We start from the raw sequence: 13,180 nt of genomic DNA on the forward strand, positions 1-13,180 counted from the left end.
AATGACGTTTAAAAAATAAGCAAAAAGTAAAATAAACTCAATTTGAACAGATTGAGCACTATCATTTAGCCAAAAATCGATTAACGTATCTAGCAAAGAAATCTGTTGAACTGATTGAAATGAGCAATTTTTTTGATTTAAAAATAACGGTAAAACCTGAGCATATTGATATTTTAGGGCATGTCAATAACGTGGTTTATGTGGCTTGGATGCAAGATGTAGCGACGGCACATATTGAGCATTTAGGCGTAGGTTTGAATAAATATCTAGAGATGAAACATGCCATGGTTGCGGTGGAGCATCATGTGCAATATCGCAAAGCGGCATTAGAAGGCGATGAGATTGTTTTAAGAACTTGGTTCAATGATATCAATGCCTTATATTCATTTCGTCAATATGCATTCTATAGAGCAAAAGACCAAGCTTTACTGTTTGTCGCAAATACCAAATGGGCATGTGTCGAAATAGAAACGGGTCGTCCAAAGCGTATGTCACCAACTTTTATACAGGCCTATCAACCCTACGATGGTGAACAAGATCCGTATGATTTTTCACAAGAATATTTTTCACAAAGATAGGGTCTGTTGACATTTCAAATTGGTTGCGACGCTGAGTATTTTTTAGATGATATGAGGCGTAGATTGAGAAATTTAGTGATCTAAATGATCAAACTACAACGAAATAGCGTCAAAAAATACTCTCGTCCCGAAGGGTTGTAGCTAAAATTATCTCAGGCTTCGTTACGAAATTTGAAAATGGTCTCGCCATTCTCTGCATTTCGTGCCTTGCCTGCTCAATTTTAGCCAACAACGCAATTCAGTTGTGAAATGTCAACAGACCCTAATATTATAAAACTCAAGCTATACGCCGTTGAGTGTATAGCTTGATAAAAAAAATTATTTTGCTACATAGACCGCACATTTTTGATCCAAACGAGCCAATGCACGTTCTAAGCCTTTAATTCGTTGGGTATTGTTATACTGTTTAGCATAATGTAGTTGTTGAACTAATTTTTCTCTTTTGATCTTGCAAGAGTGAGCATCGTAAGCGAAAGAATTTACTGAAATTAATGCAACCGAGAGAGTAAGTAAAATACGTGTAAACATCATAATAATATCCAAAAATGCAATATATATCATAATTTTAACTTGTGCTCTAAAAGTGTATTTCATGTTAATAAATGTAATATTTAATTGATTTTAAACACTATATCGTGTGTCTTAATCTCATATTGGGATTAAAATGCCAAGCTGAATGCTTGTACTTGTCATAGTAGAAAAATAATGTGAATGGCATGGTTTTATTGTCATGGATTTAATTTGCCTTGATTATTTTAAAGTTCAAATAAATCTTGAATTTGATTGATCGCTAAATTTATGTGTAGTTCGTTCAATTTAGGGCAATATTTGTTGTTCGACCGTGATTAATATGAATACTTTAAAAAATCCATCTGCTATAATCTTCCGCAATTTGTTATTCAGCTTTTGCTATGTAGTTTAAATTTCTTACATAGCCTATTTTATTGTTCAAGGTAGCCCATGGCGCAAGCTAAAAAATCCGTTGATATTAAAAATATTCGTAATTTCTCGATTATTGCTCACATTGACCATGGTAAGTCGACTTTGGCTGACCGTTTTATCCAGATGTGTGGCGGTTTACAAGATCGTGAAATGCAAGCCCAAGTTCTTGATTCTATGGAATTAGAGCGTGAACGCGGTATTACGATCAAAGCGACTTCTGTTACTTTGTATTACAAGCATCCAAATGGTCAAGAGTATCAACTGAATTTTATTGATACACCGGGACACGTTGACTTTTCATATGAAGTGTCACGTTCGCTTGCCGCTTGTGAAGGGGCATTGTTGGTGGTAGACGCAGCACAGGGCGTAGAAGCTCAGTCTGTAGCAAACTGTTATACCGCGATTGAACAAGGCTTAGAAGTTTTACCTATTTTAAATAAAATTGATTTGCCACAAGCAGAACCAGAGCGTGTGATTCACGAAATCGAAGAAATCATCGGCATCGAAGCAACTCATGCACCAACATGTTCAGCAAAAACAGGTTTAGGTGTTGAGAGTGTTCTGGAAATGTTGGTTGAAGTGATTCCACCACCAGAAGGCGATCGTGATGCACCATTGCAAGCATTGATTGTTGACTCATGGTTCGATAACTATCTTGGTGTAGTTTCATTGGTTCGTATCAAGCAAGGTCGTGTAAAAAAAGGCGACAAAATGCTGGTCAAATCAACAGGTCAAACGCATATCATCACTTCTGTAGGTATTTTCAATCCTAAACATACTGAAACTGATATTTTAGAAGCCGGTGAAGTAGGTTTTGTGATTGCTGGGATTAAAGATATTTTTGGTGCGCCAGTGGGTGATACCATCACCTTATCGACTACGCCAGATGTAAAAACTTTGCCAGGTTTTAAAAAGGTTAAACCACAGGTTTATGCGGGTTTATTCCCGATTGATGCCAGTGATTTTGAACCATTCCGTGAAGCATTGCACAAATTGCAAATCAATGACTCTGCGTTATTCTTTGAGCCAGAAAGTTCAGATGCGCTTGGTTTTGGTTTCCGCTGTGGCTTCTTGGGCATGCTACACATGGAAATCGTACAAGAACGTTTAGAGCGTGAGTACGATTTGGATTTGATTAGTTCTGCGCCAACTGTAATTTATGAAGCACTGACTAAAGCAGGGCAAACGATTTATATCGATAGTCCGTCAAAAATGCCTGATGGTTCAACCGTAGAAGATTTGCGTGAACCGATTGCTGAATGTCATATCCTTGTTCCGCAAGAATATTTGGGTAATGTCATGACTTTATGTATTGAGCGCCGTGGCGTACAAAAAGACATGAAGTTCTTGGGTAATCAAGTTTCTATTACTTTTGAAATCCCGATGGCTGAAGTGGTTATGGACTTCTTTGACCGTTTGAAATCATGCTCGCGTGGCTTTGCTTCACTCGATTACAACTTTGTGCGTTTCGAAAGTTCATCTTTAGTTAAGGTTGATGTATTAATTAATGGTGAGAAAGTTGATGCTTTAGCCATGATTTGTCACCGTAATGATGCACGTCATCGTGGTATTGCATTGGTTGAAAAAATGAAAGACTTGATTCCTCGTCAAATGTTTGATGTGGCAATCCAAGCTGCAATTGGTGCACAGATTATTGCTCGATCTACTGTAAAAGCAATGCGTAAAAACGTATTGGCAAAATGTTATGGTGGTGACGTGTCGCGTAAGAAGAAACTCTTATCGAAGCAAAAAGAAGGTAAGAAACGCATGAAACAAGTGGGTAGCGTTGAAATCCCACAAGAAGCGTTCTTGGCTGTGTTAAAAGTAGAAAGATAATAAGGTAGAGGTACACCCACTCATGGATTTTGATTTTAATTTAATTCTCGTTCCACTTACTCTGGTCTTTTTCGGATTGTGGTTACTCGATAAGTTTGTGTTGAAACAACGCGAAACTAAAGGGCGGGGAGAAGAGAGTTTCATCATCACGTGGGCGTATGACTTCTGGCCTGTACTTGCCGTAGTTTTAGTGTTGCGCTCTTTTGTTTTTGAACCATTTAATATTCCTTCAGAATCAATGGTGCCAACACTACAAACAGGTGACTATATTTTGGTAAATAAATACCAATATGGTATTCGTATGCCAATTACCAATTCAAAATTGATCAGTGTTGGTGAGCCTCAGCGTGGCGAAGTTGCAGTATTCCGTTATCCTGAAAATCCAAAAATTAGCTATATCAAACGTATTGTCGGTTTGCCAGGTGATACGCTTAAGTTTGAAAATGGTGTGTTGTTTGTCAATGGTCAAAAACAAGAGCGTACTTTTGCTGCAAATACCACGATCAATGCTAAAGCCAATGAAATGGGTGGTCAGCAAGTGATGGTTGATTTGGCGGGTACAAAATATAGTTCATCTTTGGGTGAGCATCATTTTACCACTCAAGAAATCAATTCTGAACAGACTACACCTGATGCTAAAGCTTATGTTCAAAATGTAGAACGTATGTATCCACTTTCGCACGAACAAAACTGGGAAGTTAAAGTACCCGATGGTAAATACTTTGCGATGGGTGATAACCGTGACCAAAGTGCGGACAGCCGTTTCTGGGGCTTTGTGCCTGAAGAAAATTTAACTGGTCACGCAGTGTATGTCTGGATGCATAAAGAGCCAGGATGGCACTTACCTTCTTTCAGTCGAAATGGTAAAATTGACTAATTAGAAAATCATAAACACCTTAGGGTGATAAAAATGGCAACATCACAGCGAGGTACAGCGTACCTCTCTATTTTATTTGGGGTGGTGGCTTTTATTTTCATTGCTAAATTTTTACTAGCAATATGGCCTGCCTATTGGGATGATCGTGTGATTAATAATCAAATTAAAGAGTCTCTACTCGAGGCTCCATTTGATAGCACACCATCTAGTTTTAGGGCTCAAGTGAGTCAGGGTTTGGAAAGATACAATATTACAGACATCCAGTTTGCCGATATTGCTAAAATTTCAAACGAAAATAATGGTCTTAAAGTGATTAAGCAATATGAGGTAAGAAGACATTTCTTTTCCTCGATTGATTTAGTCCTCACATTCGAGAAAAGTTTTGATCAAAGGTCAGTCCAAAGTAGGTGATTTTCGCTTACCAAGTCGCATCGGTTATCAGTTTAAACAACCTGAATTACTTAAGCTTGCGCTGACACACCGATCGGTGAGCCACAAATATAACTATGAACGACTAGAGTTTTTAGGTGATTCATTGTTAGGGATGATCATTGCAAATTATTTGTATCATGCTTATCCTGAAGAAAATGAAGGTCGATTGACCCGTATGCGTGCAACCTTGGTTCGTCAAGAAGCACTCGGGAAAATTGCAAACGACTTGAAACTTAGTCAAAGTATGATTTTGAGTACAGGTGAACTCAAATCAGGCGGTCATCACCGTGAATCAATCATGGCGGATACTGTAGAAGCAATTATCGGTGCGATATATGTCGATAGCGCTGATTTACCTGTATTACAGAAAATCGTTTTAAAATGGTACGAACCATATTTAGAACATATTGAACCTACTGATCAGTTAAAAGATCCGAAATCACGGTTACAAGAATATCTACAAGCTCGTAAAAAACCTTTACCGCATTATGAGGTTGTAGATATTCAAGGTGATGCACCAAACCAACATTTCAAAGTAGAATGTATAGTAGAAGACTTGCCAACAATGCTGGGTGAGGGATCTAGTCGCCGATTTGCTGAACAAGCAGTCGCGGCACAAATTTTAAAGTTATTGGAGCAATAACCTTCATGTCGATTCAGAATGATCAAAACAATGTAGATCAAGACTCTGAAATTCAAGATACAGAACATCTTGAACAACAGGATAATGATCTCATTGATCAATTTTTTAGTTCACAAGGAATGACGATTCCAGCTGATTATAAAAGCGGATTTGTTGCCATTGTTGGACGTCCCAATGTAGGTAAATCTACGTTAATGAATCACTTGTTGGGACAAAAGCTATCAATTACTTCACGTAAACCGCAAACCACACGTCACAAGATCGTGGGGATTGATACACGTGAAAAATCTCAAGCGGTCTATGTAGATACGCCGGGGATGCATAAAAAAGAAGTACGTGCCATCAATAAAATGATGAATCGTGCTGCACATTCTGCACTTCGCGATGTCAATTTAGTTCTTTTCGTTGTTGATGGTCATAAATGGACTCAAAACGACGATTTAGTACTCGAAAAACTAAAAAATGCTGAAATGCCAGTAATGCTCGTGATCAATAAAATTGACACATTAGAAGATAAAAAAATGTTGTTACCATTGATTCAAGAGCGTACCAAGCTCATGAATTTTGTGGAAATTGTTCCAGTTTCTGCGCTTCGTGGTGCCAATCTTGATCATCTTCGTGAATCAATTGAAAAGTACTTGCCATTTCAGCCACCATTGTACTCAATGGATCAAGTCACAGATCGTTCAGAACGTTTCTTGGCAAGTGAAATTATTCGCGAAAAAATCATGCGTCAGTTGGGCGAAGAGCTTCCTTATGATTTAACGGTTCAAATCGAATCATTTAAAACTGAAGAATCTTCGATCAATGAAAAAACAGGTAAAATTAAACCACCTTGTACTTTTATTGATGCCACCATTTTTGTAGAGCGTTCGGGTCAAAAAGCCATTGTTATTGGCGATAAAGGCACAAAGCTGAAAAAAATTGGTATGGATGCACGTGCAGACATGGAAAAAATGTTTGAACAAAAGATCATGCTTACACTTTGGGTTAAAGTCAAAGGTGGTTGGTCTGATGATGAACGTGCGCTAAAAAGTTTAGGTTATAGTGATATCTAATCGCGGATACCAGTAAACAAAAAAAGTCGAGTAACTGTAATGATCCGAGTTTTAACCGTTCTTGCATGTGTATTTATGCTTCAAGGCTGTATCACAAAAATCGTTACAGTTCCTGTAAAAGCGGCCTATGGTGTAACCAAAGGTGTTGTAAAAGGCACAGCCGCTGTTGTTGGCGCTGTTATTCCTGATGGGGATGATGACGAAGACGACAAAAAGGACAAAGATAAGGATTAAACCTGCTATATCATGCGTAATGAACTCTTGCATGGTTATCTCATCCATCATCGAAAATACCGTGAACGTAGCCATATTGTGCATTTATTTACACAAGAGCATGGTCGTGTTGACGGTATTTTACGTCAAACACCTCCGCCTCAATATCAACCGATATGTATCCAAGCAACGGGGCGTGGTGAGCTTAAAAATTTTTCCAAGCTTGAAATTGTAAACCAGCCCGTTTTTTTCTTTGGTGATGCATTCTTTTCTGGGTTTTACCTCAATGAAGTTATCCTCAGATTGTGTCCTCTCGAAGAAAGCATGCCTGAAACATTTGAGCAATATCATCTGACTCTGGCGCATTTACAAAACTTATCTGATCATCCAGATGCCAATATTTTTCTAAGACAAATTTTACGTCAATTTGAACATGCTCTACTTGAAGAGCTTGGCTATCCACTTGATTATGAAACAGATGCAAGCCAAAATCAGATTTTAGCTACACAACATTATCAATTCCAACTTTCGGATGGATTTATCCCAATTTCTCATCGTTCCAATGCCGCTTTACTTGGTGCTCAAATCATGAGTATGCAACACTATGAAAAGGGTATGGATTTTAATCCAGAACAGTTACAATTGTTGGGTAAACTTTATCGGCAAATGATCTCGGCACTTTTGGGTGACCGCCCATTGAAAAGCCGACAGTTGTGGATCCAAAATTTTGCATCGACAACTCAAGCAAAAGTTCAATCAAAATCTTAATTTAGGACATCATTATGGCTGCTTTGTTAGGTGTAAATATCGACCATGTTGCAACGCTAAGACAGGCACGAGGTACTACTTATCCTGATCCAATCAATGCAGCATTGATCTGTGAAGAGGCGGGTGCACAAGGCATTACTTTGCATTTACGTGAAGATCGTCGCCATATCCAAGATGCTGATGTTCGTCGTATGCGCGGTGCATTGAAAACTAAAATGAATTTGGAAATAGCAGTCACTGATGAAATGGTTGAGCTTGCCAAAGAAGTTAAACCGCATCATGTCTGTTTTGTACCAGAAAAGCGCCAAGAGTTAACCACTGAAGGTGGTTTAGATGTGGTGACTCATTTTGAACATGTAAAAGCTGCGACTCAAGCATTGAATGCGATTGGTGTTGATGTTTCATTGTTTATTGATCCTGATTTTGCGCAAATTGATGCTGCGGTTGCTTGCGGTGCGCCAACCATTGAATTGCATACTGGACGCTATGCTGATGCTGAAACAGAAGCTGAACAATTACATGAATTGGAACGTATTGTTCAAGGTTCTAAATACGCAGCGAGCAAAGGTTTGGTGGTCAATGCAGGACATGGTTTAAACCTTGAAAATGTTCATGCCATTGCCGCAATTCCAGAAATTAATGAATTGAATATTGGTCATTCCATCATTGCAGACAGTATTTTTGTTGGTTTGGTTCATGCAGTAAAAGAAATGAAAGCTGCAATTCATGCTGCACGATAAGAAAGAGCTGTAACAAAGTAAATTGGGATAGTTATGTCTAATATTGATTATGATGCATTGATGCAGCCTGTCATTGCATTTTTGGGGTGCGAAACACCAAAGGCTTGGTTAGATGAAGCATTAGATCATCTTGATATTTTGATGCAAGATCATGCCAACTGCGAAAAAAAAGCAGCAGGTACAGCCATGAACTTGATGTTTCGCTATAGTTTCTTTACTGATCTGCAAGTTAAGCTCGCACAATTGGTCCGTGAAGAAATGCTGCACTATGAGCAAGTTCTTGAGTTTATGACCAAGCGTGGGCAAAAATGGCAAGGCTTGAGCGCAGGGCGTTATGCAGGTGGTTTACGTAAAGAAATTCGAACTTATGAGCCTGAAGCTTTGATTGATGTGCTTGTCATTGGCGCATTTGTTGAAGCACGTTCATGTGAGCGTTTTTATGCACTAGCACCATTGGTTGATGAAGAGTTGGGGCGTTACTATCGTTATCTGCTTAAATCAGAATCACGCCATTATGAAGATTATTTGGCCTTGGCTTTAGATGTCGCGAAAACTGCGAAACTTAAAGATCCTGAGGAAGATATCCAAGGTCGTATCGAGCATATTCGAGAAGTCGAAAAAAATCTGATCTTAAGCCCAGATAAAACTTTTAGGTTCCATAGTGGAATTCCTGAAAAGATATCAGCTTAAACTGTTGAATATTATTATATAAATAAGGTGATCTTTCTTCGAATTTTTTGAAGAAAGGTCACTCGAAAATTAGCATTTCATTGAGATTATAAATTTAATGTGTTGCAAAAAGTATATTTAAGATAATTTGAAGTTTAGCTTTATTTATTGAAAGGTCGATTAAATTTTTCAATATAGTTTTGATCTATTTTCCTTACTTTTATTTTTGAAGGATAATACTGATAAAAATTTTCCACTTGCCAACGACAAGTTATTGTATTTTCTCTAAGTTCAGTGGGTATATTATTGATTTCCAAATCAACTATAACCAATTTATCTGCAGATAAAATATAGATGCTAGAAAGAAAACAAGGAGGCTCAGCAATAAATCCTACATGACCATCTTTTAAAATACGCAGATTCAAATCCCAAGTGCAACACACTTGTAGTTAGTTGAAAAAGTTAGGTGTATTCATAGAATCATTAGACTTTTTCAACTCGCAATTGGAAAGCACACAATGAAGAAATACACCCAACTTTCTCAAGATGAAAGATACGAAATTTATGCTACTTTGAAAAGTAAAAGTTCAATCGCTAGCCTTGCTCGGGAGTTAGGGCGTTCACGATCAACCATCTACCGTGAGTTAAAAAGAAATACTGGGCAACGTGGATATAGAGCTCAACAGGCAGCGAAATTTGCAAGTCAAAGACGGTACCATCCTTCATCATCCATGACAGCATTTGCCTTCGCTTATATTGATTACTTAATTGGCTTAGACTGGTCACCAGAACAAATTTCAGGTGCTTTAACACAACGCGGTTGGCTGGATGTACCTTCACATGAGTGGATTTACCAGCACATTTATCAAGATAAATCACAAGGAGGTAACCTCCATCTACACTTAAGGCATCAGAAGAAATATCGAAAACGAGGTTACAAAAACACGGATCGTAGAGGGCAAATCATTGATAAAACAAGTATTCATTGCCGAGACCAGGTCATTGATCAGCGACAACGTTTAGGAGATTTCGAAGGTGATACGGTGATTGGTAAACATCATAAAGGAGCTTTATTAACCCTCGTTGATCGAAAGAGCCTGTACGTACATATTGTTCATTTAGGGTCAACGAGAGCATCCTCTAAAACGATTACTTGTGCATTAGATCGTTTACGAATGAGCCATGCTTATAGTGTAACATTTGATAATGGAAAGGAATTTGCCGAACACAAAAGAATTACTGATGTCGGCATAGATACTTATTTTGCTGATCCTTACAAGTCTATTCAGCGAGCTAGAAATGAAAATACGAATGGTTTAATCCGGCAATATCTGCCAAAATCATCATCGTTTGATGACGTGTCAAACGATGAAATAGAGCAGATAGAATTTTCACTCAACCATCGTCCTAGAAAAACACTAGGCTGGTATACGCCAAGTGAAGTTATGGCTGGTTTTTATACTGTTGCACTTGCTGCTTGAATCCGCCATACTTAATATATCTTTTATGGTTTTATTTGAAAGTTCACTTTCTAAAATTTGATCCCTATAGCTATTTTTGATTGTTGTGCAACCCAAGACTGAAATAGAAAATAAAATAATGAGGATAAATTTCACAGTATTATCTCCTTAAGTTTATTCTAATGATGTGATTCATAATGTTTAAAACATATAGATTTACTTTGTAAAAGGATTTTGAATCATTTTTTCTCATATCGATGATATTAATGTTATTGATTTTAGAATAAATGAACCCTAAATAATCATTCAAATGCTTATGCATAGCGATTTTAAAATGATATTTCTCAGTATAAATGAAAGATTGCAATTTTCTCTAAGCACGAATATCGAAATTAACAAGAATATTTATTAATTGATAATAGTTATTATTTGTATTTGATGTTAAAGTTCAATCCATAATTTTTTTAGTGGCTTGAATCTTATGTCTATTTTGAAAAAAGTGCTTATTTTGAGCAGTGGTTTATTTTTATTGCAGCAAGCAAATGCACATGCGCCTTATGTTGCACCCCTCAATTTTCAGACCTATAACCTCAATACTTCGATCATTGCAGGTTTTTATGACAATCCATTTGCTTCAGAAGTGGCATTAAAAAATTTTAAATTTATAAAAATCACGCCAGATGGCACGAAAAGTGATATTGCTGATCAAGAATGGGCTCAGACGCAAACCTTGAGTCAGTATAGTTTGGATAATAAGGTCGATGGTACTTATCGTATACGTGGTGTTCGAGAGGGCAAGGAAACACGTTATGCAAAAATTGGTCAGCAATGGAAATTGATTGTTGCATCAAATCCAACTCAAGATCCCTTGCCAGATCACGTGATTTTGGAAGAAGATTTACCGAAAAAAGCAACTATCAAAACTGTGAAAACGACTGATATCGTCGAAACATTTGTCTCAAGAAAATCATTGAGTGAGCCAGCTGTAAAAGCTCAGCAAGCTGGATTTAATGTTGAGTTTGGTACCCATCCTAATCAATTTAAAACTAAGCAAAATATACAATTAAAAGTGACCAATCAGGGGCAGGCAGTTGCAAATGCAAAGGTTGAAATCTTGGCACAGACCACGAATTTTAGCCATGAAAGTACAGTGCAGAGCTTAAAGACAGATCAAAATGGCATACTGACATTTCAAATTGATAAAGCCAACCAGTATTTGATGATAATAGAAGATCAAGAATCATTTGATTTAAAGAAAAATGAATTAAATCGCTATCGTTATACATTAAGTTTTAATGTGGGCGAGTAATGATGTAGCTGAGTGTTAAAGTGATTTGGGGCTGTGATTATTTATTAAAAACAGCTCTATTATTTTCCGTTCCAGACATTTTATGTTTAGATTTAATTTACAGTACAAAAAATATGAATCACTTTTAGATTTGTATAGTCACTAAATGATTCACATAAAAATGATGCTAAAGTAAAAAATAAAAAGTAAATAATAAAAGAAAAAATAGAATAAAAAAAGCCCACTGCAATAAGAGTGGGCTTTTAGAATTTGGCTCTCCAACCTGGGCTCGAACCAGGGACCTGCGGATTAACAGTCCGTCGCTCTACCGACTGAGCTATTGGAGAATCTGCATGCGATTATAAGGGGATTTTTTTATGGGTCAAGTAAATTTGTCATGTTTTCTTCATTTTAGGTCTATATGTTGTTTAAATGAACAAAAAGACAATTTTCTGAATAAAAACTTGCACTCGATGTACTGGCTTGGTAGATTAAATTCAAAACAGAGAGTTTAGAAGTAATTCTAAACAGTGTGGATTTAAACCAACTTGCCAGCACAAAAATGGCTAAATCGGAGAAAGCAATGACTAAGCTTAGCATTTCAGATATTTTTTCAAATTTAGAATATTATAAAAAACATTATCTTGCGATATTAGATGATTCCAATCAATACTTTACTGAAGTTGAAAATGCACATTTCAAACTTGAATTCTTCAAAGATAAAAAAATATTTTTGGGGGATTTATTGCAGCTTTGGTTTTCTGAAAAATGGTTATTTCAAAAACATTTTAATTTGAAACAGATCCATTTTCCATGGGCGAAGCAAGCAAAGCCAGAACAAGACCTCTATTTATTTGAAGTGAAAGGTAATATTTTTACTGGAAATAATATTTGTCGAGCATGGTGTGCGTCTGAAAATAAAATCATCAACACCACACTTGATGCCGTATTTCCATATTATTGCTACATCAAAACCCTAAGTCGTCCACATTTACATGGATAAAAATCAAATCTCTCAACCATTAAAAAAGGTTGTTTTATTCTAAATAAAACAACCTTTGTATCATTTAAAGCGCAAGATTATTTGTGGAATTTGGCTTTAAAATCTTGCCATTTTTGTTGGCGCTTGGCTTTATTTTCAGCTTTCTTTTTCTCTTTTAAAGCAAGGTTGGCTTGACGACTAGTTTCTTCCCATGTTTCAACAGAGGCTTCAATTTCTGCCTCTACTTCATCATAATCCCAACGGTAAAGCGTCGCGCCTGAGGTTTTAAAAAACTCATCAGCAAGTGCATCTGAGTCTTCATCGATATCGATAATCAGGCCTGTAGTTCCTGTAGGTAAAGCTTGACCAATTTTCCCCAATACTGCCAAATCAGCATTGGCATTATCGACATCAAACGCAGAACCGATCAAAGCACCTGCGGTAAAACCTAATAAAACCCCGAGTGGGCCACCTAAAATACCGATCAATGAACCAAATATACTTCCGCCCCAAGTATTTGTATCAGGAGCATCACCATTTTGGTCATGGATTTTAAATTTACCATCTTGCTGACGTTCCACGATACTGGCTTGATGAATATTAGCCAACCCCGAATTTTTTAATTGGCTAAAGCTTTCGTATGCTTTAGAAGATTCGTTCCAAGTTGCAAGTAAAATATGATGAGTCATGAAGT

Annotated in this window: 16 protein-coding genes and 1 tRNA gene; 13 read left to right on the plus strand and 4 right to left on the minus strand. The window is 37.1% G+C overall.

Going from position 1 to position 13,180, the window contains the following annotated elements; translation table 11 throughout:
- Nucleotides 1–119 precede the first annotated feature (119 nt).
- A complete protein-coding gene (locus tag F960_RS11020; protein ID WP_004864093.1) occupies nucleotides 120–578 on the plus strand; it encodes an acyl-CoA thioesterase in 459 nt (152 codons plus the stop codon).
- A gap of 318 nt (nucleotides 579–896) precedes the next feature.
- Here the strand turns inward: F960_RS11020 and F960_RS11025 are convergent, their stop codons facing one another.
- On the minus strand, nucleotides 897–1,109 hold the full coding sequence (locus F960_RS11025) for a DUF1090 family protein (RefSeq protein ID WP_154650754.1): 213 nt from the start codon (nucleotides 1,107–1,109) through the stop codon (nucleotides 897–899).
- Between the two features lie 429 nt (nucleotides 1,110–1,538).
- Between F960_RS11025 and lepA the strand changes: the two genes are divergently transcribed.
- From lepA to F960_RS11070, 9 genes are read left to right on the plus strand one after another with little or no spacing between them, the layout of a single operon-like run.
- Nucleotides 1,539–3,356, plus strand: a complete 1,818-nt coding sequence (gene lepA / locus F960_RS11030; RefSeq protein ID WP_004864099.1) for a translation elongation factor 4 — start codon at nucleotides 1,539–1,541, stop codon at nucleotides 3,354–3,356.
- Nucleotides 3,357–3,378: 22 nt separating this feature from the next.
- Nucleotides 3,379–4,233: a signal peptidase I gene (gene lepB, locus F960_RS11035; RefSeq protein WP_004864102.1), complete on the plus strand. Its 855-nt coding sequence runs from the start codon at nucleotides 3,379–3,381 to the stop codon at nucleotides 4,231–4,233.
- Nucleotides 4,234–4,266: 33 nt separating this feature from the next.
- Nucleotides 4,267–4,644 carry a DUF4845 domain-containing protein gene (locus tag F960_RS11040; protein ID WP_004864105.1) on the plus strand — a complete coding sequence of 126 codons (378 nt, stop codon included), beginning with the start codon at nucleotides 4,267–4,269 and terminating at the stop codon, nucleotides 4,642–4,644.
- On the plus strand, nucleotides 4,616–5,308 hold the full coding sequence (gene rnc / locus F960_RS11045; protein WP_004864109.1) for a ribonuclease III: 693 nt from the start codon (nucleotides 4,616–4,618) through the stop codon (nucleotides 5,306–5,308). The genes F960_RS11040 and rnc overlap by 29 nt, the downstream gene beginning before the upstream one ends.
- Before the next feature lie 11 nt (nucleotides 5,309–5,319).
- Complete coding sequence (era, locus tag F960_RS11050; RefSeq protein WP_373429824.1) at nucleotides 5,320–6,366, plus strand: GTPase Era; 1,047 nt, start codon at nucleotides 5,320–5,322, stop codon at nucleotides 6,364–6,366.
- Nucleotides 6,367–6,405: 39 nt separating this feature from the next.
- Nucleotides 6,406–6,600, plus strand: coding sequence for an NF038104 family lipoprotein (locus F960_RS11055; RefSeq protein WP_004864115.1), 195 nt, complete (start codon nucleotides 6,406–6,408; stop codon nucleotides 6,598–6,600).
- A gap of 9 nt (nucleotides 6,601–6,609) precedes the next feature.
- Nucleotides 6,610–7,347, plus strand: a complete 738-nt coding sequence (gene recO, locus F960_RS11060) for a DNA repair protein RecO (protein WP_171066266.1) — start codon at nucleotides 6,610–6,612, stop codon at nucleotides 7,345–7,347.
- Between the two features lie 14 nt (nucleotides 7,348–7,361).
- Nucleotides 7,362–8,087 carry a pyridoxine 5'-phosphate synthase gene (gene pdxJ, locus F960_RS11065; RefSeq protein WP_004864121.1) on the plus strand — a complete coding sequence of 242 codons (726 nt, stop codon included), beginning with the start codon at nucleotides 7,362–7,364 and terminating at the stop codon, nucleotides 8,085–8,087.
- 33 nt (nucleotides 8,088–8,120) lie between these two features.
- Nucleotides 8,121–8,777 carry a MiaE family protein gene (locus tag F960_RS11070; RefSeq protein WP_004864124.1) on the plus strand — a complete coding sequence of 219 codons (657 nt, stop codon included), beginning with the start codon at nucleotides 8,121–8,123 and terminating at the stop codon, nucleotides 8,775–8,777.
- Nucleotides 8,778–8,917: 140 nt separating this feature from the next.
- Here F960_RS11070 and F960_RS11075 read toward each other — a convergent pair whose 3' ends face one another.
- Nucleotides 8,918–9,181: a hypothetical protein gene (locus F960_RS11075; RefSeq protein ID WP_035374553.1), complete on the minus strand. Its 264-nt coding sequence runs from the start codon at nucleotides 9,179–9,181 to the stop codon at nucleotides 8,918–8,920.
- Between the two features lie 93 nt (nucleotides 9,182–9,274).
- Between F960_RS11075 and F960_RS11080 the strand changes: the two genes are divergently transcribed.
- Both F960_RS11080 and F960_RS11085 read left to right on the plus strand, forming a co-directional pair.
- The gene (locus F960_RS11080; RefSeq protein ID WP_004854881.1) at nucleotides 9,275–10,237 is read left to right on the plus strand and encodes an IS30 family transposase; all 963 of its coding nucleotides are present in this window, start codon (nucleotides 9,275–9,277) and stop codon (nucleotides 10,235–10,237) included.
- Between the two features lie 460 nt (nucleotides 10,238–10,697).
- Nucleotides 10,698–11,525 carry a DUF4198 domain-containing protein gene (locus F960_RS11085; RefSeq protein WP_004864126.1) on the plus strand — a complete coding sequence of 276 codons (828 nt, stop codon included), beginning with the start codon at nucleotides 10,698–10,700 and terminating at the stop codon, nucleotides 11,523–11,525.
- 250 nt (nucleotides 11,526–11,775) lie between these two features.
- On the opposite strand, the gene F960_RS11090 is transcribed toward F960_RS11085, so the two are convergent.
- Nucleotides 11,776–11,851, minus strand: a tRNA-Asn gene (locus F960_RS11090).
- 236 nt (nucleotides 11,852–12,087) lie between these two features.
- Here F960_RS11090 and F960_RS11095 point away from each other — a divergent pair.
- Nucleotides 12,088–12,507: a hypothetical protein gene (locus tag F960_RS11095; RefSeq protein WP_004864129.1), complete on the plus strand. Its 420-nt coding sequence runs from the start codon at nucleotides 12,088–12,090 to the stop codon at nucleotides 12,505–12,507.
- Between the two features lie 77 nt (nucleotides 12,508–12,584).
- Here the strand turns inward: F960_RS11095 and F960_RS11100 are convergent, their stop codons facing one another.
- Nucleotides 12,585–13,175: a DUF1269 domain-containing protein gene (locus F960_RS11100; protein ID WP_004864130.1), complete on the minus strand. Its 591-nt coding sequence runs from the start codon at nucleotides 13,173–13,175 to the stop codon at nucleotides 12,585–12,587.
- Nucleotides 13,176–13,180 lie beyond the last annotated feature (5 nt).

The sequence above is a fragment of the Acinetobacter gerneri DSM 14967 = CIP 107464 = MTCC 9824 genome (genome assembly GCF_000368565.1).
In the GTDB taxonomy this organism is placed as follows: domain Bacteria; phylum Pseudomonadota; class Gammaproteobacteria; order Pseudomonadales; family Moraxellaceae; genus Acinetobacter; species Acinetobacter gerneri.

Excerpts from the sequence above, each read along its gene's own strand:
- F960_RS11055 (WP_004864115.1), top strand. The coding sequence starts at position 6,406 with ATGATCCGAGTTTTAACCGTTCTTGCATGTGTATTTATGCTTCAAGGC.
- lepB (WP_004864102.1), top strand. The coding sequence starts at position 3,379 with ATGGATTTTGATTTTAATTTAATTCTCGTTCCACTTACTCTGGTCTTT.
- pdxJ (WP_004864121.1), top strand. The coding sequence starts at position 7,362 with ATGGCTGCTTTGTTAGGTGTAAATATCGACCATGTTGCAACGCTAAGA.
- F960_RS11040 (WP_004864105.1), top strand. The coding sequence starts at position 4,267 with ATGGCAACATCACAGCGAGGTACAGCGTACCTCTCTATTTTATTTGGG.
- F960_RS11020 (WP_004864093.1), top strand. The coding sequence starts at position 120 with ATGAGCAATTTTTTTGATTTAAAAATAACGGTAAAACCTGAGCATATT.
- F960_RS11095 (WP_004864129.1), top strand. The coding sequence starts at position 12,088 with ATGACTAAGCTTAGCATTTCAGATATTTTTTCAAATTTAGAATATTAT.
- F960_RS11080 (WP_004854881.1), top strand. The coding sequence starts at position 9,275 with ATGAAGAAATACACCCAACTTTCTCAAGATGAAAGATACGAAATTTAT.
- F960_RS11100 (WP_004864130.1), bottom strand. The coding sequence starts at position 13,175 with ATGACTCATCATATTTTACTTGCAACTTGGAACGAATCTTCTAAAGCA.
- F960_RS11070 (WP_004864124.1), top strand. The coding sequence starts at position 8,121 with ATGTCTAATATTGATTATGATGCATTGATGCAGCCTGTCATTGCATTT.
- lepA (WP_004864099.1), top strand. The coding sequence starts at position 1,539 with ATGGCGCAAGCTAAAAAATCCGTTGATATTAAAAATATTCGTAATTTC.
- F960_RS11085 (WP_004864126.1), top strand. The coding sequence starts at position 10,698 with ATGTCTATTTTGAAAAAAGTGCTTATTTTGAGCAGTGGTTTATTTTTA.
- F960_RS11025 (WP_154650754.1), bottom strand. The coding sequence starts at position 1,109 with ATGATGTTTACACGTATTTTACTTACTCTCTCGGTTGCATTAATTTCA.